Origin of the sequence: Roseateles sp. DAIF2 (assembly GCF_015624425.1) — a bacterium.
Classification (GTDB): domain Bacteria; phylum Pseudomonadota; class Gammaproteobacteria; order Burkholderiales; family Burkholderiaceae_C; genus Kinneretia.
This window is the reverse complement of the sequence record NZ_CP049919.1, coordinates 1,045,637-1,066,074: the sequence shown is the minus strand read 5'-3', so window position 1 is coordinate 1,066,074 and position 20,438 is coordinate 1,045,637. Positions and strand designations below refer to the sequence as shown.

Below are 20,438 nucleotides of genomic sequence, written 5' to 3'. Positions count from 1 at the left end.
CTCGACCTCAACGCACGAATCCAACTCACGCCATGAAGTTCCTTTCCACGCTCGCCATCGCTGTCCTTGGCGCAACCGCCATGGTGGCAGGCGCAGCTGCTGACGCGCCCGCAGCGCACCAGCTGCCCGCCAATTCCATCAAGAACGTCGTCCTGGTCCACGGCGCGACGGTCGACGGCTCCTACTGGGAACAGGTCTACCGCCAGCTGTCGAAGAAGGGCTAGCCTCACCGTTCACCTGGTGCGCTCATATGCGAGCGAAGAACAAGCACTCCTTCAAGAAGAGCACCGGCTTCTCACCGTCCCAGTACCTCACAAGGCTCCGCATGGAGCGAGCACGCCGCTTGTTGAGAGAGACGGAGAGGCCCATCGTCGAGGTCGGTCTGGAGGTAAGGGACGCCAGTTCGCGCAGGTTTTCCGCAAGGAGGTTGGCGTGCTTCCGAGTGACTATCGAAGCGTGCGCTGAGCCCGCTGAAAACCGGCAGCAAAACTTCGATATCGAGAGCAAATCCACGAGCGACCAAGCAAACACCTCTCGGCACCGTGGGAACCGTGGCAGCTACGAAACAACAACCCCACATTCGGTGCTGCCGGCTGATGAGGCTGAACAGCGTTTCACCAGGGAGCCATTCCAGCAGCTCCCAGTTCCGGCGCTCACAGCCTGCAGCGGGACGTGGGTGTTCCCGCAAACCGGTTTTCGGTCGCCAGGCCGCATAAATGCTCAACCTGTGTTTACGACTTTAATTGCCTGTTTGCGACTTTAATTACCAAGAACACAAGTCACAAGGGCCAGGTCTTGCCCTACTCCACCGTCACCGACTTCGCCAAATTGCGCGGCTTGTCGACATCGGTACCGCGCGCGCAGGCGGTGTGATAGGCCAGCAACTGCAGCGGCACGACGTGCAGGATCGGGCTCAGGGGGCCGTAATGCTCGGGCATGCGGATCACATGCAGGCCCGTCTCGCTTTCGATCTTGGTGTCGCTGTCGGCGAACACGAAGAGCTGACCGCCGCGGGCGCGCACTTCCTGCATATTGCTCTTGAGCTTCTCCAGCAGCGCGTCGTTCGGCGCCACGGTGACCACCGGCATCTCGGCGGTGACCAGGGCCAGCGGGCCATGCTTCAGCTCGCCAGCGGGATAGGCCTCGGCGTGGATGTAGCTGATCTCCTTGAGCTTGAGCGCGCCTTCCAGCGCGATCGGGTAATGCAGGCCGCGGCCGAGGAACAACGCGTTTTCCTTGCGCGCGAACTCCTCGCTCCAGGCGATCACCTGCGGCTCCAGCGCCAGCACCGCCTGCACGGCCACCGGCAGGTGGCGCAGCGCCTTCAGGTGCTCGGCCTCCTTGGCCTCGTCCAGTTGGCCGCGGGTCTGCGCCAGCGCCAGGGTCAGCAGGAACAGGCCGACCAGCTGGGTGGTGAAGGCCTTGGTCGAGGCCACGCCGATCTCGGCGCCGGCGCGGGTGATGTAGGCCAGCTTGCACTCGCGCACCATCGCGCTGGTGGAGACGTTGCAGACCGTCAGCGTGTGCTCCATGCCCTGGGCGCGCGCATGCTTGAGCGCGGCCAGGGTGTCGGCGGTCTCTCCGCTCTGGCTGATCGTCACGACCAGGGTGCGCGGGTTCGGCACGCTGTCGCGGTAGCGGTACTCGCTGGCGATCTCGACGCTGGTCGGGATCTTGGCGATGCTTTCCAGCCAGTACTTGGCGGTGGAGCCGGCGTAGTAGCTGGTGCCGCAGGCCAGGATCAGCACCGAGTCGACCTCCTTGAAGATCCGGTAGGCGCCGTCGCCGAACAGCTCGGGGCTGATGCCGGTGACGGCGTCCAGCGTGTTGGCGATCGCCACCGGCTGCTCGAAGATCTCCTTCTGCATGTAGTGGCGATACGGACCCAGCTCGGCCGCGCCGCTGTGCGCATGCACGGTCTTGACCTCGCGCTGCTGCGCATCGAAGCGGCCGGTCTCGGCATTGCGGCGGCTGATCCAGTAGCGGCCCAGCTGCAGGTCCACCACGTCGCCCTCTTCCAGGTAGACGATCTGGTCGGTCACGCCGGCCAGGGCCATCGCGTCGGAGGCCAGGAAGTTCTCCTGCTCGCCCACGCCCAGCACCAGCGGCGAGCCCTCGCGGGCGCCGATCACGCGCTGCGGCTCGTCGCGGCAGAACACCGCGATCGCATAGGCGCCGCGCAGCCGCGCCAGCGCCTGCTGCACGGCCTCCAGCAGGTCGCCGTTGTAGAAATGGTCGACCAGGTGCGCGATCACCTCGGTATCGGTCTGGCTGCTGAAGACATAGCCCTTGGCCTTCAGCTCGGCGCGCAGCTCCTCATGGTTCTCGATGATGCCGTTGTGCACCAGCGCGATGCGCCCCACCGCGGCCTCGGCGCCCGGGCCGGGCGAGAAATGCGGATGGGCGTTGTGCACCGCCGGCGCGCCATGGGTCGCCCAGCGGGTATGGGCGATGCCGGTGCCGGAGGCGATCGCGTCCTCGGCCACCGCGCCATCGAGCTCGGCCACGCGCGAGGTGCTGCGCGCGCGCTTCAGCTCGCCGCCCTGGTGCACCGCGACGCCGCAGGAGTCGTAGCCGCGGTACTCGAGCCGCTTCAAGCCTTCGATCAGGATCGGGACGATATTGCGCTGACTGACCGCGCCGACGATGCCGCACATGGGGTTGCTCCTTGCTTGTAGGGTCGCTTTTTGGATGGGCGCATCGTAGGCAGAGCAACAAGAAACATGCTTTCAATACATTGATGAATTTGAAATATTCAGCCTCACAACATATTGTGAGATTGAAAATTTCATAAACTCTTCATTAATGACCAAATTAAACACAGCCCTGGACCTGGACGCCACCGACCTGCGGCTGCTGGACCTGCTGCAGCAGGACGCCGCCCTGTCGAACCAGGATCTGGCGGCGCGCGCCCATGTCTCGCCGGCCACCTGCCTGCGCCGGGTCAAGCGCCTGGTCGAGGGCGGTGTGATCGAGCGCCGGGTCGCGCTGCTCTCGCCCGACAAGCTGGGCGCGGGCCTGAGCGCGATCGTCGAGATCACGCTGGACCGCCAGGGCGCCGAGCATCTGGCCGCCTTCGAACAGAAGGTGCTGGCCGAGGCCGCGGTGCAGCAGTGCTACCGCGTCTCGCCGGGACCGGACTTCGTGCTGATCCTGCAGGTGGCCGACATGCCGGCCTACCAGGCCCTGGTGCTGCGTCTATTCACGCAGGACGCCAATGTGCGCAACGTCAAGGCCTTCTTCAGCGTGCTGCGCAGCAAGTTCGAGCCGCGCATCGCCTTGCCTCAACCGGGACGCCTGTAGCCCCCGGGCACGCCGCGCGGCGACAGCACCCATTGCCACAGCTGGATGTCGCGCACCCGGAAGGCCGCGGCGCTGCACAGCAGGTAGTAGCGCCACATGCGGTGGAAGCGCTCGCCCAGCTGGTCGGCAAAGCGCGGCCAGGCGGCCTCGAAGCGCTCATGCCAGGCCATCAGGGTCAGGTCGTAATCGGCGCCGAAGTTGTGCAGATCCTCGACGACGAAATGCGCCTCGCAGGCGCGGCCGATGCGCGCGATGCTGGGCAGCTCGCCGTTCGGGAAGATGTAGCGGTGGATCCAGGGGTCGGTGCCATGGGCGCTGTCGTTGCGGCCGATCGTGTGCAGCAGGAACAGGCCGTCGTCGGCCAGACAGCGTCGCACCACCGCCATGTAGTCGCCCATATTCTTGTGGCCCACATGCTCGAACATGCCCAGGCTGGCGATGCGGTCGAAGCGCTCGTCCAGCCGCCGGTAGTCCTGCAGCCGGAACTCCACCGGCAGACCCGCGCAGAGCTCGCCGCCCAGCGCCGCCTGCTCGGCCGAGATCGTCACGCCGACGCAGGAGACGCCGTAGCGCTCCGCCGCGAAGCGCATCAGGCTGCCCCAGCCGCAACCAATGTCCAGCAGCCGCATGCCCGGCCGCAGCCCCAGCTTGCGGCAGACCAGATCGAGCTTGCGCTCCTGCGCGGCCGCCAGGCTCGGCGCGGGCGCCTCGCCCGGCCCGCCCTGCCAGTAGGCGCAAGTGTAGGTCATGCGCTCGTCCAGCATCGCGCGGTAGAACTCGTTGCCCAGGTCGTAATGCTGCTCGCCGACCTGCCAGGCGCGCCGGCGCGTCTGCAGATTGAACAGCCGCGCCTTCAGCACATGGAACCGCTCCAGCGGCGAGCGCAGCCGCTCGCCCAGGCGCGCCGTGATCAGGCGCTCAAACAGCAGGTCCAGCCGCTCGCAGCTCCACAGCCCGTCCATATAGGACTCGCCCAGCGCCAGCGAACCGCCGCCCAGCAGCCGCCGGGCCAGGGTCGGCTCATGCAGCAGCATGTCCCAGGGCCGGTCGCCGCCGAGCCGCACATCCGCCAGCGCCAGCCAGCGCGACAGCAGCGCCCAGTCCGCATCGCGCCCGTCGGGCAGATCACTGCCGCCCATCTTGCCCTTGACCAGTTCTCCGTCCATGCCTGCCCCGATGCATGAATGAATCATCAATGCCGATATCGACCCTGCGGGTTCTAGCACCGACTGTGCCAAGCCGCGGGCGCCGCGGTCAATTCATTGCATCGCAGCGGGGCATAGCGGACCGCTATCGGCGGGCTCAGCCGCGCTTCAGCACCAGCAGGCCCTTCAGGTAATCGCCCTCGGGGAAGCAGATGGTCTGCGGATGATCGGGCGCCGCGGCCACGCGCTCCAGGATGTAGCCGTCGGCCGGCGCATCCAGGCCGGCGCCGGCGACGATCTTGTGAAACAGCTCCAGCCCCACCCCGCCCGAGCAGGAGAAGGTGAACAGCAGCCCGCCCGGTGCCAGCAGCTTCAGGCCCAGGCGGTTGATGTCCTTGTAGGCGCGCGCGGCGCGCTCGGCATGGGCCGCGGTGGGCGCGAACTTGGGTGGGTCCAGCACGATCGCATCGAAGGTCTCGCCGGCCTCCAGCAGCGCGCGCAGGGTCTGGTTGACGTCGGCATCGCGCGCCTCGTGGCGCGCCGCGTCGAAGCCGTTCAGCGCCACATGCTGCACCGCGCGCTGCAGCGCCGGCGCCGAGGAATCGACGCTGATCACCCGCTCGGCCCCGCCGGCCAGCGCCGCGACCGAGAAGCCGCCGGTATAGCTGTAGCAGTTCAGGACTTTCTTGCAGTCGAAATGGCGCACCACCTCGGCGAAGCGGCGCCGGTTGTCGCGCTGGTCCAGGTAGTAGCCGGTCTTGTGGCCGGTCGCGATGTCCAGGCTCAGGCGCCAGTCGTGCTCGCGGATCGTCAGCTCGGTCGCGCCATCGCCGGCCAGCCAGCCGGTCTGCTCGGGCAGGCCCTCGAGGCCGCGCACGCTGGCGTCGGAGCGCTCGTAGAAGCGGCTCAGGCCGGTCTGCTTCAGCAGCGTCTCGACCAGCACCGCCTTCCAGCGCTCGACGCCGGCGCTGCCGAACTGCGCCACCAGGGTGTCGCCGTAGCGGTCGACGATCAGGCCAGGCAGGCCATCGGCCTCGCCATGCACCAGGCGCACCGCATCGGAGTCCACCGCCAGGCGCGCGCGCATCGCCAGCGCCGCGGCCACGCGCCGCTCGAAGAAGGCGGCGTCGATGCGCTCGGCCGGATCGAAGCTCCAGGCGCGCAGCCGGATCTGCGAGCTGGGGCTGAAGGCGGCCCAGGCCAGGAACTGGCCCTCGGACGAATCCACCCGCACCGTCTCGCCAGGATCGGCGCGCCCCTTCTCGATCGAGCTCTCGAACACCCAGGGATGGCGGCGCTGCAGCGAGCGCTCACGGCCCGCACGAAGACGAATGACTTTCATGCCGGCATTGTCTCAGCCGGCAAACGCCCTCAGCGGGTCACCGCGCCGAAGGCATAGCCCAGCGAGACGTTGACCAGCGGTGTGCTCTGCGTCTGGCCGCGCAGCGAGCGCCATTGGCCGACGCCGGTGCGCAGCCGGATGCGGTCCTGCGCGCCGAACTCCCATTGCGCCCAGGCCTCGGCCTGCGCCGCCGCGCCGCCGCTGATCGCGACGCCGCCGCCGCCGGCCGCGCCGACCATCATCTCGGCGCCGATCTTCGGGCCGCGCGCCCAGGGCTTGCCCTGCACGCCCAGACCGAACAGGCCGAAGGAATAGGCCCCGGCGCTGCCGAAGGCGGCGCTGCCGGCCTGCGCCACGCCGTAGAGATTCGAGCCCAGGTCGCGCGTCAGCACCATCGCCAGATGGCCGACGTTCTCCTGGCGGCCGTCCTTGAAGCGCACCTTGGACAGACGCTGCAGGCTGGCGTAGACGGTCTGGGTGCGCACCACGCCGGGCGCGTCGTTGGGCTGGCCGAATACGCCGCTGCCCTGGTCCAGCGGCAGGCCCAGGCTGACGCGCGCATAGGTGGACTTGAAGCTGCCGGTCAGCGAGCCCATCACGCCCGCATCCAGATGCAGGCTGGGGCCCCAGGGCGTCTTCCAGCGCAGGGTCGGGCCGCCCTTGACCAGCCAGCCGTTGCCGGTGTCGATGTCGCCGCCGCCGCCCAGGCCGGTCGCCACATGCCAGCCGGCGCGCAGCTTCTGGTTGCCGCCCAGGCCATAGTCCTGGCCCAGGCCCAGCAGCACCTCCATATAGCCGTCGGCGCCGCCCTGCGCCGCGCCGGCGGCCTCCAGGCCCCACCAGGCGCCCTCGGTCACATACTGGCGCAGCATGCCGCCGGCCTTGCCGACGCGCCGCGCCGGCGAGCCGCCGCGGTTCTTCGCGCCGCTGCGCGGGCTGTAGCTGCCCACGCTCAGGCTCACCTCGTCGAAGCCCAAGCCGCTGCGGCGCAGGGTCTCGACGCGGCGGCCGGACTCGGTCGGCGCATAGCTGACGAAGCCGTCCGAATAACCGAGCACGAAGCCCAAGGTCGTGTCCTTGACGTTGCCGCGGCCGTTCGGGAAGGTGGTATGGGCCAGCGAGACGCCGCTGTACCAGTTGCCGAACTCGCGCCGCAGCGACAGCTCGGGACGCAGCATCAGGCCGCCGCCGAAGCGCACCTTGTCCGAGCTCAGGCCGCCGCCGGCGCCGGCGTAGACGCCGGCCGCCGCATGCAGATCATTGCCCAGGCGCCAGCGCCGCTGCGCGGTGAAACCGACCGTGAAGATGCCGCCGAAGTTGCCCTTGGCCGCGCCGTAGAAGCTCGGGCCGATGCCCCAGTCCTCGTTCATCGCCACCAGATAGCTGGCGCCCAGCAGCGCGATGCGCTCGTTGGTGGGCAGCTTCAGCGGCGTCCAGTTGACCTCGATCGCGGCCGGCTGGGCCTGCAGGAAGCCCGGGCGCGGCAGGACCGACTCGGTCGGAGCCTCGGTCTGCGCCTGGGCAGCACCGGCCAGCGCCAGCAGGGAGGAGACCAGGCAGTAGCGATCTTTCGGTTTCATGATCTGGGTTGCTTGCTTATTTCTTCTTGGCGCGCGGATGCGCGGCATCGTAGACCTTGGCCAGATGCTGGAAGTCCAGCTTGGTATAGACCTGGGTGGTGGCGATATGGGCATGACCCAGCAGCTCCTGCACCGCGCGCAGGTCGCCGCTGGACTGCAGCAGGTGCGAGGCGAAGGAATGGCGCAGCATGTGCGGATGCACATGGGCCGGCATGCCGGCCGCCAGCGCGCGCGCCTTCAGCATCAGACGCACCTGCGATTCGCCCAGGCGACCACCGCGCGCGCCGACCAGCAGGGCCGGCTCGTCCGCGCGCGCCAGCCGCGGCCGCTGCGCCAGCCAGGCCTGCAGCGCCCTCAGCGCCGCGCCGCCCAGCGGCACGCTGCGACGCTTCTCGCCCTTGCCCAGCACCTGGGCCTCGCCGGCCTGGGCATCGATCCAGCCGCGCGCCGCGCGTCCGGCCTGCACATCCAGGCCCACCAGCTCGCCGACGCGCAGGCCGCAGCCGTACAGCAGCTCGACGATGCAGGCGTCGCGCGCCTCCAGGCCCGGATCGCGCTCGGGCTCCGCATGCTCGGCCAGCTGCACCGCCGCGTCGACGTCCAGCGCCTTCGGCAGCGGCTTGGCCGCCTTGGGCGCGCGCAGGCCGTCGATCGGGTTGTGGCCGACCAGGCGTTCACCGCCCAGCCAGCGGTACAGGCCGCGCCAGGCCGACAGCTGCAGCGCCAGGCTGCGCGGCGACAGGCCCTCGGCATGCAGGCGCGCGACCCAGCGCCGCGCCTGCGCCTGCTGCAGGCGCAGCAGGTCGACGCCATCGGCCTCGGCCAGGCCCTGCAGGCGCGTCAGCGCGTCCCGATAGATGCTCAGCGTGCGGCCGGCCAGGCGGCGCTGCACATGGGCATGCTCCAGATAACGCTGCAGCGGCTCAATCAGCGCGGCCGCCATCGCGGGTCGCGGCCGGCAGCAGGCGCACCAGGCCGGCGCTGGCCAGCTCGCCGATGCGGGCCAGGAATTCGGTGCCCATCTCGGCCGTGTAGCGGGTCGGGTCGGGCGAGCCCAGCACCAAGAGGCCGAAGGCCTGGGCCGGGTTGCCATGGCTCAGCGGGATCAGGGCCAGCGAGGTCACGCCATGGCCCTGCTCGTCGGCCAGCCAGCGCGCGGCCTCGAAGCCCGAGTTGACGCCGCAATAGGGCTGGTTCAGGCTGGTCGCGAAGCTGCGCACATCCTGGCTGACCGGCTGCGCGAACTCGGCGCCGGCATGGGCCTCGTCGATGCCCCACAGGCGCAGGCCGGCATGCGGGATCATGAACTCGTGGCGCAGCTGCTGCAGCAGCACGGCCGGCACCTGGGCCGGCTCCTGGGTGCGCATCAGCGCCAGGGTCCAGCGGTGCAGGCGGTCGGCGATCGAGACGTTCTCCTGGCCGTTGCGGATCATCTCGATGATCTTGTGCTCCAGGCCCTTGATCTTGTCGCGCAGCATCTCGGCCTGGCGCTCCTGCAGCGACACCGCGCGCTGGCCATGCGGATGGCTCAGTTGCACGCTGGCGAGCAGCTCGGCATGGCGCTCGAAGAAGCCCGGCGTGTTGCCCAGGAAGTCCGCGATGTCCTGCTCGGTAATGCCTTCAATGCTCACAGCTCGATCTCTCCGTCAAAAACCATCTGGGCCGGGCCGGTCATCAGCACCGGCGCGGCCGGGCCCTGGCTCGGGCCCGCCCATTCGATCGTCAGCAGGCCGCCGCGCGCCTGCACGTCCACCTTCTCGTCCAGCCAGCCGAGCCGGATGCCGGCCACCACGGCCGCGCAGGCCCCGGTGCCGCAGGCCAGGGTCTCGCCGGCGCCGCGCTCGAACACACGCAGCTTGACATGGCCGCGGTCGATCACCTGCAGGAAACCGGCATTGACCTTGCGCGGGAAGCGCGCATGCGCTTCGACCTTCGGCCCCAGGCTCAGCACCGGCGCCGTCTCGACATCGGCCACGCGCTGCACCGCATGCGGGTTGCCCATCGACAGCACCGCCACCTCGGCGTCCAGCCCGTCCAGCGGCCACAGCTCGAAATCGCCCTCGCGCCGCGGGGTCAGGCCTTGCGCCTCGAAGGGCACGCGCGCCGGCTCGAAGATCGGCGCACCCATGTCCACCGTGACGCGGCCGTCCTCGCGCAGATTCAACTCGAGCAGCGCATTGACCGTCTCGACCCTGATGCGGCGCTTTTCCGACAGGCCCTTGTCCACCACATAGCGCACGAAGCAGCGCGCGCCGTTGCCGCAATGCTCGACCTCGTCGCCGTCGTTGTTGAAGATGCGGTAGCGGAAGTCCACGCCCGGGGTGGCGCTCTTCTCGATCACCAGGATCTGGTCGCAGCCGACGCCGAAGCGGCGGTCGCCCAGCCGACGCAGCTGGCTCTCGTCCAGGGCCAGCGGGACCTCGGTCGCGTCGATCACGACGAAGTCGTTGCCGGCGCCCTGCATCTTGGTGAAGCGCAATTTCATGGGCGGATTATCGCGTGCGTCCATTCAGTACAGCGAGGGCTCGCCGGGCGGCCGGGTCTTGAAGCGCTTGTGCACCCACAGGTACTGCGCCGGCCGCTCGCGGATGCGCGCCTCCAGCCAGCGGTTCAGGCGCAGCGCATCGGCCTCGGCATCGGCGCTGGGGTAGTCGGCCCAGGGCTCCTCCAGCTCGACCTCGTAGCCCCGACCGCCGGGCAACATCGTGATCACGACCGGCTGCACCTTCATCTTCAGGCTGTAGGCCATGCGCCCCGGCGCCAGCAGGGTGCAGGCCGGCACGCCGAAGAAGGGCACGAAGGCGGAGTCCTTGTCGCCGAAGTCCATGTCCGGCAGGTTGACGAAGGCGTAGCCCTGGCGGATCAGCCGGATCACCGGGCGAATGCCCTCCTGGCGGTCGAACAGCGCGTTCTGGCCGAAGCGCGAGCGGCCGGCCAGGATCTGCGCGTCGAACACCGCATTGCTCTGGGTCTGGTAGACGCTGACGCCGGGATTGCTCTGGTTCAGCATCAGCGCCGGGCTGGACCATTCCAGGCCGACGAAATGCGGCGTCAGCCACATCACCGAGGCATCGCTCTGCTCGGCGAAATGCACATTGCCCTTCACATGGACCAGGCGCTGCAGCCGCTCGGGCGAGGCGAACCACAGCAGGCCGCGCTCCAGGAAGCTGCGCCCCAGCCAGCCGAAATGCTCGCGCGCCAGCGCCTCACGCTCGGTCACGCTCTTCTCGGGAAAGCACAGCTCCAGATTGCGCAGCGCGACCTTGCGGCGCGAGCCGGCCAGCCGCCACAGCAGCGCGCCCAGGCCGCGACCCAGCGCCGCCAGCCAGGCCAGCGGCAGGAAATGCAGCAGCCAGATCAGGCCGATCGCCAGGCGTGCCCCCATCAGCGCGCCTCCTGCGGCGCGGAGGCCGGCAGCTGGCGCGGCTGCTTGTAGCGGTGGTAGCCCCAGAGGTACTGCTGCGGGGCGAGGCGGATCAGGTCTTCCATGGCCTTGTTGATGATGGCGGCCGCGGATTCTGGCGTGGAATCGGCCGGCAGGCTTGGACCTGCGGCAATCCGCACCACATAGCCGCGGCCCCAGGACAGGCGCTCACCCCAGATCAGGAGCAGCGGCGCCCCGCTCTGCATCGACAGCTTGGCCGCCAGGGTCATGGTGTAGGCAGGCCGGCCGAAGAACGGCGCCCAGGCGCCCAGGCCGTCCGGCGGCACCTGGTCCGGCAGCAGGCCCACGGTCTGGCCCTGGCGCAGCGCGCGCAGCATCTGGCGCACACCGGCCAGGCTGGCCGGCGCGGCGGCCAGGTCCTTGCGCTCGCGCGCGCCGTCCATCAGCTCGCGCATCCAGGCCTTGCGCGCCGGGCGGAACAGCACCGTGATCGGCGCCCGCGCGCCGAAGGCCTCGGCATAGGCCTGGGCCGTCACCTCGAAGCAGCCCAGGTGCGGGGTCAGCAGCACCAGGCCGCGTTGCTGCGCCAGCGCCGTCTCGACCAGCTCACCGCCCTCCCAGCGCACCACCGGGCCCAGCGGCACGCGGCGCAGCCACAGCCAGGGCAGCTCGGCGATCATGCGTCCGGCATGGGCGATCGCGGGCCGGGCCTGGGCGGCCGTCAGTCCGGCGCCGCGCACATTGGCCTGGAAGCGCCGGCGGTAGCTGGGCGACAGCAGATAGCTCAACCAGCCGGCCATGGCGCCGAAACCATGCAAAAGCCACAGGGGACAACGAGACAAGGCGCGGAAGAGCTGCAACATCTTTCTATAATCGGGCCATCGCCGAGTTAATTTGGACAACTTGCGGGGCGATGCGGGTGCTTATCGAGACATCGAAAGCCCGCCGGGCTGTCAAGCTCTACAAATGCCGCTAAAGCGTTCGCCGCGTCTCCTGACCAGCACGGCAACGCCGATGGACTGATGACTAGGAGTGTAAAAGTGGCGAGCAGCGATTTTCTCTTTACTTCGGAATCCGTCTCCGAGGGTCACCCCGACAAGGTGTCGGACCAGATCTCGGACGCGATTCTCGATGCAATCTTCACCCAGGACCCGCTTTCCCGCGTGGCCGCCGAGACCCTGTGCAACACGGGCCTCGTCGTGCTGGCCGGCGAGATCACGACCAACGCCCATGTGGACTACATCCAGGTGGCGCGCGACACGATCAAGCGCATCGGCTACGACAACACCGAGTACGGCATCGACTACAAGGGCTGTGCGGTGCTGGTCGCCTATGACAAGCAAAGCAACGACATCGCCCAGGGCGTCGACCGCGCCAGCGACGACTACCTGAACATCGGCGCCGGCGACCAGGGCCTGATGTTCGGCTACGCCTGCGACGAGACGCCCGAGCTGATGCCCGCGCCGATCTATTACGCGCACCGCCTGGTCGAGCGCCAGGCCCAGCTGCGCAAGGACGGCCGCCTGCCCTTCCTGCGTCCCGACGCGAAGAGCCAGGTGACGATGCGCTATGTGGACGGCAAGCCGCACAGCATCGACACCGTCGTGCTGTCCAGCCAGCACAGCCCGGAGATGAGCGACGGCGCCAAGATGAAGCCCGAGTTCATCGAGGCGGTGATCGAGGAGATCATCAAGCCCGTGCTGCCCAAGGAATGGCTGCAGGAGACCAAGTACCTGATCAACCCGACCGGCCGCTTCGTCATCGGCGGCCCGCAGGGCGACTGCGGTCTGACCGGCCGCAAGATCATCGTCGACACCTACGGCGGCGCCTGCCCGCATGGCGGCGGCGCCTTCTCGGGCAAGGATCCGACGAAGGTGGACCGCTCGGCCGCCTATGCCGCGCGCTATGTGGCCAAGAACATCGTCGCCGCCGGCCTGGCCAAGCAATGCCAGATCCAGGTCGCCTACGCGATCGGTGTCGCGCGCCCGATGAACGTGACCGTCTACACCGAAGGCACCGGCGTGATCAGCGACGACAAGATCGCCGCCCTGGTCAACGAGCATTTCGACCTGCGCCCCAAGGGCATCATCCAGATGCTGGACCTGCTGCGCCCGATCTACGCCAAGACCGCCGCCTACGGCCACTTCGGCCGCGAGGAGCCGGAGTTTTCGTGGGAACGTACAGACAAGGCTGCCGCGCTGCGTGCAGCGGCCGGGCTGTAAGCCCGGCATCCGCGCAGCGGATCGGCAGCCTTGGGGCGAAGTTCATATCGCGCAGCGATGTGAACGAAGACCACAAGGCAGCATCCTCCGCCTGCAAGGCCGCCCTCTGGCGGCCTTTTTCATGCCCGGCCGAAACACATGCCCGCCGCGCCGCAACAAATGCGTACAAGCACCCGCGCGCCGCTGGCTAAGCTGCAGTCGACCCGACTCGCCCCAGGCCGCGCATGCCCCCGTCCACCGCCCAGCCCGCCACACCCGATCCCGCTCTGCAGGTGCTGCCCGACGGGCACCGGCTCGACGGCTACCAGCTGCATGGCCTGCTGGCCACCAGCGGCTCCTCGCTGAGCTATCTGGCCACCGATCTGGAACTGGGCCTGGCGGTCACCGTGATGGAGTATTTCCCCGCGGCGCTGGCGCGGCGCGGCACCGCCGGCCAGGTCGGCGCGGCCGAGCCCGCGCAGGCCGAGGCCTATGCGCAGGGCCTGCAGGCCTTCGCCGAGGAGGCGCGCGCGCTGGCGCGCTGCCAGCATCCCTCGCTGCTGCCGGTGCAGCGGCTCTGGCATGCGCAGGGCACGGCCTATCGCATCAGCCCCTATCTCGACGATGCCCAGCCGCTGCTGGCGCTGCGCCGCGAGATGCCCGGCCCGCCCGACGAGGTGGCGCTGCTGGCCCTGCTGGACGGGCTGCTCGGCGCGCTGGCCGCCTTCCATCGCGGCGGCCATCTGCATGGCGGCGTGCAGCCGGCCAACATCCTGCTGCTGGCCGACGACCGTCCGCTGCTGCTCGGCCCCGACTGGGCCGCCGCGGCGCTGGCCCGCGCCGCCACGGGCAGCGCGCTGACCGAGGCGCAGGCCGCGTTCGCGCCGCGTGAGCAGGCCGCGCTGCCGCCCGGATCGGCCCCGGGCGCCGCGCTGGACCTGTATGCGCTGAGCGAAGTTGTGAAATTTTGCATCGGCGGGGAATTGCCCGCGCCGGCCGCGACGCGCCGCCTCGGCGCCCAGGGCGAATCGGCACAGGCGCTGGTGCGGCGCCGCTTCGGCCAGGATCCGCGGGTGCGCTTCGCCGCCCCGCTGCTGCGCACGCTGGACGCCGCCAGCTCGGCCCGGCCGCAGGACCGGCCGGCCGACATCGCCCAGTTCCGCGCCTGGCTGGGCAGCGGCCCGCCGGCGGACGGTCATGAGGCCGCAGCACCACCGGCGCCGGCCATCCTGTCCGAGGCCGATGTCAACGCCTTCCTGACGCCCGAGTTCCTGGCCAAGCTGGCGCAGGCCAATACCGAAGAGGACGAGAAGACAGCCCCACCGCCCGAGCCGCCGCCGATCGACCGCCTGCTGGCGGCCCAGCCGGCCCAGACGGACGAGGACCGGCCGCAGCGCCCGCGGCCGCTGCCGGCCCGGCCGCCGCGCCGCCCGGTGCGCCTGGGCGCGCTGGCCGGCGTGCTGGGCCTGTTCGCGGTCGCCGGCCTCGGCGCCTGGCAGTCCGGCCTGATCGACTGGCCGCCGCGGCCTGCCCCGCAGCAGGCCGCCGCGCCCGTGGCCCCCGACGCGACGCGCCAGGCGCGCCACGAGGCGGATCTGGCGCGTGCCGAAGAGGCCCTGGCCCGTTCGGCCCAGCCTGCCCCGCCGGCCTCGGCCGCCAGCGCCGCCGAGCCCCTGGAGCTGCCCGGCGAGCCGACCGCCGCCGGCCGGCCGGCGGAGGCCCTGGCGCCGGACGAGGAGATGCTGCCGCGGCGCGAGGCGGCGGCAGCGCCGGCGCGTCCGACCCGGACGGCGGCCGGCCCCGAGACGCCGCGCGCCCAATGCGGGCAGCGCACCGAGTTCGCGCTGTACCGCTGCATGCAGAAGCAATGTGCCCAGCCGCGCTGGCGCCAGCATGCGCAATGCGAGGCGCTGCAGCAGGCCGATCGCCCCCATTGAGACGCGGGGGGCGGCACCCCGCACAAACCCTGTGCCCAGCTTCGGGCCGGTCCGGATAATCGTTACACCCTCTTACGCCGGGCCTTCCCGCGATGCTGCCCTCCTCGCTGCCGCCGCTGCAGATCCTGGTCGTCGACGACCAGACCAGCACCCGCAAGGTCCTGGCGGCGCAGCTGCTGGCGGCCGGCCACCAGGTGCTGGAGGCGGATTCGGGCGATGCGGCGCTGGCCCGGTTCCGCGCCGCCAAGCCCGATCTGGTGCTGCTGGACGTCGAGATGCCCGGCCATGACGGCTACTGGGTGGCCAGCCAGCTGCGCGCGGCCGAGGCCGGCGGCTGGACGCCGATCATCTTCCTGTCCAGCCGCGACCAGGACCAGGACCTCTGGCAGGGCATCGAGTCCGGCGGCGACGACTACCTGGTCAAGCCGGTCTCGACCACGGTGCTGCAGGCCAAGCTGCGCGCGATGCAGCGCCTGCGCCGCATGCAGACCCGGCTGATCGAGCTCTCCGACGAGCTGCGCGCCAGCAACGAGCAGCTGACCCGCATCAGCCATGAGGACGCGCTGACCCGGCTGCTGAACCGCCGCGCCTTCGACCTGCGCCTGCAGCAGGAGATCGCCAGCGCGCGCCGCGAGCAACAGCCGCTGACCCTGGTGCTGTGCGACATCGATCATTTCAAGGGCTACAACGACAGCCTGGGCCATGTCGAGGGCGATCTCTGCCTGCAGCGCATGGCGCGCCTGCTGAGCGAGACCTGCCGGCGCCCGCGCGACTGCGCGGCGCGCTACGGCGGCGAGGAGTTCGCGCTGATCCTGCCCGGCACGCCGCGCTCCGGCGCGATGACCTTCGCGCGCGCGGTGCTGCGCACCCTGGAGCGCTGCGGCCTGCCGCACCCCTGCTCGGCGGTCGCGCCCCATGTCACCCTGTCCGGCGGCATCACCACCTGCACGCCCGACGAGGACACCACGGTCGAGGGCCTGCTGCGCCGCGCCGACGACGCGCTGTACGCCGCCAAGTCGCGCGGCCGCAACCGCTTCTTCAGCTTCGAGATGCAGATGGACACCTTGGAGCAGCGCGCCAGCACCTGGGGCGGGCTGGGCGCATCGTGACCTGTACCTCGGCCTAGGGACTCAAGAAGCCTGCGCCGCGGCCGATCTCAAGGGATGTCCGCCACCATTCCCCTGCCGCTGCCCAGCTCCCCGTCACCGCTGACCATCCTGGTCGTCGACGACCAGAGCGCCACCCGGGTGGCGCTGGCGGCCGAGCTGGACCTGGCCGGCCACCGGGTGCTGGAGGCCGACGGCGCGGACTGGGCGCTGGAGCTGTTCCGGCGCCATCGCCCCGATCTGGTGCTGCTGGACGTCGAGATGCCGGTCAACGACGGCTACTGGGCGGCCCGCGCGATGCGCGCGGCCGAGCCGGGCGGCTGGACGCCGATCATCTTCCTGTCCCAGCATGACCAGGAGCGCAATGTCTGGCTGGGCATCGAGTCGGGCGGCGACGACTACCTGGTCAAGCCGGTCTCGCCGATGGTGCTGCATGCCAAGCTGCGCGCGATGCAGCGCCTGGCCCAGATGCGCCAGCGCCTGGTGACCCTGTCCGAGGAGCTGCGCCAGGCCAACACCCAGCTGCAGGAGCTGTCCAGCATCGACGCGCTGACCGGGCTGATGAACCGGCGCGCCTTCGACGAGCGCCTGCACAAGGAGCTGGAGCTGGCGCGCCGCGAGCAGCAGCCGCTGACCCTGATGCTGTGCGATGTCGACCACTTCAAGCGCTACAACGACGGCCGCGGCCATGTCGAGGGCGATGCCTGCCTGCGCCAGGTGGCCCAGCTGCTGCGCGACACCTGCCGCCGCCCGGCCGACTGCGCCGCGCGCTATGGCGGCGAGGAGTTCGCGCTGCTGCTGCCGCGCACGCCGCGCTCCGGCGCGATGACCTACGCGCGCGCGCTGATGCGTCTGGTCGGCATGCGCGCGATCGCGCATCCGGACTCGCCGGTGGCGCCGCACATCACCCTGTCCGGCGGCATCACCACCTGCGTGCCCGACGCCAGCACCACCGCCGAGGGCCTGCTGCTGCGCGCCGACGATGCGCTCTACACCGCCAAGGCGCAGGGCCGCAACCGCTTCTTCAGCTACGAGATGCAGATGGACACCGACGAGCAACGCCAGCTCGGCACGCCGCGCAGCAACTGACAGCCGGCGTCAGCAGGGGCTGCGTATGCTGCGGCTCCCAGGATCCGCCAGCCGAGCCCGACCTTGAGCCTCAAACCCGTCAGCGCCCCGACCCTCGACGAGCTGCGCCGCTACGCGATCACGCGCAGCCTGTTCCGCCCGACCAGCCTGGGCGCCGCGATCAACCGCCTGGGCTTTGTGCAGGCCGATCCGATGCGCGCGCCGGCGCGGGCCCAGGACCTGATCCTGCGCCACCGCGTCAAGGACTACCACGCCGGACTGCTGGAGCAGCGCTACGCCCGGCTGAAGATCGAGGAGGACTGCTTCGTCAACTACGGCTTCGTCGAGCGCTCGACCCTGGCCCTGCTGCATCCGCGCGTGGCGCGCCGCGCCTGGGATGCCCCGACCCTGGCCAAGGCCGAGCAGCTGTTGGCCGTGGTGCGCGAGCGCGGCCCGACGCATCCGAAGCAACTGCTGGAGGAGTTCGCCCACCATGGCCGCATGCCCGGCTACTGGGGCGGCGAGCTGAACATCTCGACCCAGCTGCTGGACGGCCTGCATTACCGCGGCCTGCTGCGCGTCAAGCGCCGCGACAGCGGCACCCGCGTCTACGAGGCGATCGAGCATCCGCCGGCCGACGACAGCCCCGCCGCGCGGCGCGCCCGCGCCGAGACCCTGCTGGACATGGTGCTGGCGCTGTACGCGCCGCTGCCGGCCGCCAGCTTCGGCTACCTGGCCACCTTGCTCGGCTATGGCGCGCCGCATCTGCGCGCCGAGGTGCGCGCGGCCTTCAAGGAAGCGAAGCAGCGCCATGCCAGCGCCACGGTCGAGGGCCAGACCTGGTTCTGGCCGGCCGACGAGAACCCGCGCAGCCGCCGCCATGCGCCGGACGAGCAGCTGCGCCTGCTGGCCCCCTTCGACCCGGTGGTCTGGGACCGGCGCCGCTTCGAACGCCTCTGGGGCTGGACCTACAAGTTCGAGGCCTACACGCCGGCCGCCCGGCGCACGATGGGCCATTACGCGCTGCCGCTGCTGTGGGGCGAGCAGATGCTGGGCTGGGCCAACCTCAGCGTCGACAAGGCGGGCCGGCTCAAGCACGAACTGGGCTTTGCCGGCCCGCGGCCCAAGGGGGCGCTGTTCCGCGCCGCGCTGGACGACGAGCTGCAGCGCATGCTCGAGTTCCTCGGCCTCGCGGCCTGAGCGGAAGCCCGCCCAGGCCTTCTTCATTCAGGCGTTCAGCGCCGCCATCTGCGCCGCCGGGTAGCGCGTGCCGGCCACCGGATGGGCCGCCAGCAGCGCGGCGATGGCGGCGCGCAGCTCGGCATCCAGCCCGATACGCGCGGCCGCGGCGTTTTCCTCCAGGCGCGCGCGGCTGCGGGTGCCGGGGATGGGCACGATATCCGGCCCCTGGTCCAGCAGCCAGGCCAGCGCCAGCTGGGCCGGCGTGTGGCCGCGCTCGCGCGCCAGCGCCGCCAGCGCATCGGCCAAGGCCAGGTTGTGGTCCAGATTGCCGCCCTCGAAGCGCGGATGGATGCGGCGCCGGTCGTCCGGCGCCAGCTGCTCGGCGCTGCGGATCGCGCCGGTCAGAAAGCCGCGGCCCAGCGGGCTGTAGGGCACCAGCGCGATGCCCAGCTCGCGGCAGGCCGGCAGCACCTCGTCCTCCACATCGCGGCTCCACAGCGAATACTCGGTCTGCACCGCGGCGATCGGGTGCACCGCGGCGGCGCGCCGTATCGTCGCGGCCGAGGCCTCCGACAGCCCGATATGCCGCACCTTGCCGGCCCGGACCAGCTCGGCCAGCGCGCCGACGGTCTCCTCGATCGGCACATTGGGATCGACCCGATGCTGGTAGTAGAGGTCGATCTGTTCGACGCCCAGGCGCTCCAGGCTGGCATCGCAGGCGCGCCGCAGATAGGCCGGGCTGCCGTCGATGCGCAGCACCGTGCCGTCCGGCGCGCGCACATGGCCGAACTTGGTCGCCAGCACCACCTCGTCGCGGCGCGTCGCCAGCAGCCGGCCCAGCAGGCGCTCGTTGGCGCCGACGCCATACATATCGGCCGTGTCCAGGAAGTTCAGGCCCAGGTCCAGCGCATGGTGCAGCACCTCCAGCGAGCGCGCGTCCTCGCTCGGCCCGTAGAAGTCCGACATGCCCATGCAGCCCAGGCCCAGGGCCGAGACCTCGGGCCCGTTGCGGCCCAGGCGGCGGCGCGGCAGCACCTGGGATGAATTTTCGTTTGCCATCGAACGGCTCCTTCAGCACTTGGGGCGCCGCGGCCCCTTGCCGCAGCGATGGCTCGCAGCTTAGGAAGCCGCCGCCAGCAGGCCCAGCACAAAACTCGCGCATCCTTGCCCAATCCTGCGCGGCTGGTGCCGGCACCCTCGCCGCGGCGGCCCGCCACTTGCACAATGGCCGCATGGCCAAGGACGACCCGCTGCAAGCACCACGTGATCCGATCATCGAAACCGAACCGATGCCGCTGCGCCAGCGCGCGATCGAGGCGGCGCTGCGCCATGCGCCGGGCGACGGCCTGCATCCGACCGCCCTGCCCTGGCTGCGCCTGATCCGCGCCAGCGCCCCGGCCCAGCCGCTGCCGGCGGTCTACGAGCCCGGCGTGGTGCTGGTGCTGCAGGGCCGCAAGGAGGCGCAGGTCGGCGAGGCGCTGATCCGCTACGACCCGCTGCATTGCCTGCTGGTGTCGGTGACGATGCTGCCGCGCGGGCGCATCGTCGAGGCCAGCCCGGAGCGGCCCTATCTGTGCCTGCGCCTGTCCTGCGCGACCCAGACCCTGAGCGACCTGCTGCTGGAGCTGGACGCCGACCCGGCGCCGGCCAATACAGCCGCGCCCGCCGGCGGCCTGGAGGTGGCGCCGGTGACCGCACCGCTGCTGGATGCGGCACTGCGCCTGCTGCAGTTGCTGGACCAGCCGCAGGACCTGCGCCTGCTGGCGCCGCTGCTGCAGCGCGAGATCCTGTACCGCATGCTGACCGGCCCGCTGGGGCCGCGCCTGCGCGCACTGGCCCAGGGCGATGGTGCGATGCGCCGCCTGGCGCGCGTGATCGACCAGCTGACCCAGAACTTCGCCGAGCCGCTGCGCATCGAGGCGCTAGCCCGCCAGGCCCATATGAGCCCCTCGACCCTGCACCAGCGCTTCAAGCAGCTGACCGCGCTGTCGCCGCTGCAGTACCAGAAGCAGCTGCGCCTGCAGCAGGCGCGCCGGCTGATGCTGGGCGACGGGCTCGACGCCACCAGCGCCGCGCACCGCGTCGGCTACGAAAGCCCCTCGCAGTTCAGCCGCGAATACCGGCGCCTGTTCGGCCTGGCGCCGCGCGAGGACATGCTGGCGCTGCGCCGCCGCGCCACCGCCGCCTGA

19 protein-coding genes are annotated in these 20,438 nt (G+C 70.5%); 9 read left to right on the top strand and 10 right to left on the bottom strand.

Features of this window, described 5'->3' with window-relative positions:
- Window positions 1-32 precede the first annotated feature (32 nt).
- Window positions 33-224, top strand: coding sequence for a hypothetical protein (locus G8A07_RS04990; protein ID WP_195795991.1), 192 nt, complete (start codon window positions 33-35; stop codon window positions 222-224).
- 26 nt (window positions 225-250) lie between these two features.
- Window positions 251-763: a helix-turn-helix domain-containing protein gene (locus G8A07_RS28250; RefSeq protein WP_213086239.1), complete on the top strand. Its 513-nt coding sequence runs from the start codon at window positions 251-253 to the stop codon at window positions 761-763.
- A 37-nt stretch (window positions 764-800) separates the two neighbouring features.
- On the opposite strand, the gene glmS is transcribed toward G8A07_RS28250, so the two are convergent.
- A complete protein-coding gene (glmS, locus tag G8A07_RS04980; protein WP_195795990.1) occupies window positions 801-2,657 on the bottom strand; it encodes a glutamine--fructose-6-phosphate transaminase (isomerizing) in 1,857 nt (618 codons plus the stop codon).
- Window positions 2,658-2,805: 148 nt separating this feature from the next.
- Here glmS and G8A07_RS04975 point away from each other — a divergent pair, with 148 nt between their 5' ends.
- The gene (locus G8A07_RS04975) at window positions 2,806-3,303 is read left to right on the top strand and encodes an Lrp/AsnC family transcriptional regulator (RefSeq protein ID WP_195795989.1); all 498 of its coding nucleotides are present in this window, start codon (window positions 2,806-2,808) and stop codon (window positions 3,301-3,303) included.
- On the opposite strand, the gene cfa is transcribed toward G8A07_RS04975, so the two are convergent.
- From cfa to G8A07_RS04935, 8 genes are all read right to left on the bottom strand, one after another.
- Complete coding sequence (gene cfa / locus G8A07_RS04970; protein ID WP_195797594.1) at window positions 3,285-4,442, bottom strand: cyclopropane fatty acyl phospholipid synthase; 1,158 nt, start codon at window positions 4,440-4,442, stop codon at window positions 3,285-3,287. The genes G8A07_RS04975 and cfa overlap by 19 nt on opposite strands.
- Window positions 4,443-4,605: 163 nt before the next feature.
- A complete protein-coding gene (locus tag G8A07_RS04965; protein WP_195795988.1) occupies window positions 4,606-5,790 on the bottom strand; it encodes a class I SAM-dependent rRNA methyltransferase in 1,185 nt (394 codons plus the stop codon).
- A gap of 29 nt (window positions 5,791-5,819) precedes the next feature.
- The gene (locus G8A07_RS04960; protein ID WP_195795987.1) at window positions 5,820-7,370 is read right to left on the bottom strand and encodes a hypothetical protein; all 1,551 of its coding nucleotides are present in this window, start codon (window positions 7,368-7,370) and stop codon (window positions 5,820-5,822) included.
- A 16-nt stretch (window positions 7,371-7,386) separates the two neighbouring features.
- Complete coding sequence (locus G8A07_RS04955; protein ID WP_195795986.1) at window positions 7,387-8,313, bottom strand: tyrosine recombinase XerC; 927 nt, start codon at window positions 8,311-8,313, stop codon at window positions 7,387-7,389.
- A complete protein-coding gene (locus tag G8A07_RS04950; protein WP_195795985.1) occupies window positions 8,294-9,001 on the bottom strand; it encodes a DUF484 family protein in 708 nt (235 codons plus the stop codon). Before G8A07_RS04950 ends, G8A07_RS04955 begins: the two co-directional genes overlap by 20 nt.
- Window positions 8,998-9,855 (bottom strand): diaminopimelate epimerase, encoded by an 858-nt coding sequence (gene dapF / locus G8A07_RS04945; protein ID WP_195795984.1) that lies wholly within the window; start codon window positions 9,853-9,855, stop codon window positions 8,998-9,000. Before dapF ends, G8A07_RS04950 begins: the two co-directional genes overlap by 4 nt.
- 24 nt (window positions 9,856-9,879) lie before the next feature.
- Window positions 9,880-10,755: a lipid A biosynthesis acyltransferase gene (locus G8A07_RS04940; RefSeq protein WP_195795983.1), complete on the bottom strand. Its 876-nt coding sequence runs from the start codon at window positions 10,753-10,755 to the stop codon at window positions 9,880-9,882.
- A complete protein-coding gene (locus G8A07_RS04935) occupies window positions 10,755-11,618 on the bottom strand; it encodes a lysophospholipid acyltransferase family protein (RefSeq protein ID WP_195795982.1) in 864 nt (287 codons plus the stop codon). Before G8A07_RS04935 ends, G8A07_RS04940 begins: the two co-directional genes overlap by 1 nt.
- 177 nt (window positions 11,619-11,795) lie before the next feature.
- On the opposite strand from G8A07_RS04935, the gene metK reads away from it, so the two are divergent.
- The 5 genes from metK (at window position 11,796) to G8A07_RS04910 (ending at window position 18,267) form a co-directional block, all read left to right on the top strand.
- The gene (gene metK / locus G8A07_RS04930; protein WP_249937223.1) at window positions 11,796-12,977 is read left to right on the top strand and encodes a methionine adenosyltransferase; all 1,182 of its coding nucleotides are present in this window, start codon (window positions 11,796-11,798) and stop codon (window positions 12,975-12,977) included.
- A 224-nt stretch (window positions 12,978-13,201) separates the two neighbouring features.
- Window positions 13,202-14,893, top strand: a complete 1,692-nt coding sequence (locus G8A07_RS04925) for a hypothetical protein (protein WP_195795980.1) — start codon at window positions 13,202-13,204, stop codon at window positions 14,891-14,893.
- Window positions 14,894-14,985: 92 nt separating this feature from the next.
- Window positions 14,986-16,002 (top strand): diguanylate cyclase domain-containing protein, encoded by a 1,017-nt coding sequence (locus G8A07_RS04920; RefSeq protein ID WP_195795979.1) that lies wholly within the window; start codon window positions 14,986-14,988, stop codon window positions 16,000-16,002.
- Window positions 16,003-16,056: 54 nt separating this feature from the next.
- Window positions 16,057-17,088 carry a diguanylate cyclase domain-containing protein gene (locus G8A07_RS04915; RefSeq protein ID WP_195795978.1) on the top strand — a complete coding sequence of 344 codons (1,032 nt, stop codon included), beginning with the start codon at window positions 16,057-16,059 and terminating at the stop codon, window positions 17,086-17,088.
- Window positions 17,089-17,151: 63 nt separating this feature from the next.
- Complete coding sequence (locus G8A07_RS04910; protein ID WP_195795977.1) at window positions 17,152-18,267, top strand: DNA glycosylase AlkZ-like family protein; 1,116 nt, start codon at window positions 17,152-17,154, stop codon at window positions 18,265-18,267.
- Window positions 18,268-18,294: 27 nt separating this feature from the next.
- On the opposite strand, the gene G8A07_RS04905 is transcribed toward G8A07_RS04910, so the two are convergent.
- The gene (locus G8A07_RS04905) at window positions 18,295-19,308 is read right to left on the bottom strand and encodes an aldo/keto reductase (RefSeq protein ID WP_213086238.1); all 1,014 of its coding nucleotides are present in this window, start codon (window positions 19,306-19,308) and stop codon (window positions 18,295-18,297) included.
- Window positions 19,309-19,481: 173 nt separating this feature from the next.
- Between G8A07_RS04905 and G8A07_RS04900 the strand changes: the two genes are divergently transcribed.
- Entirely contained in the window at window positions 19,482-20,438 is a 957-nt protein-coding gene (locus tag G8A07_RS04900; RefSeq protein WP_195795976.1) for an AraC family transcriptional regulator, read from the top strand.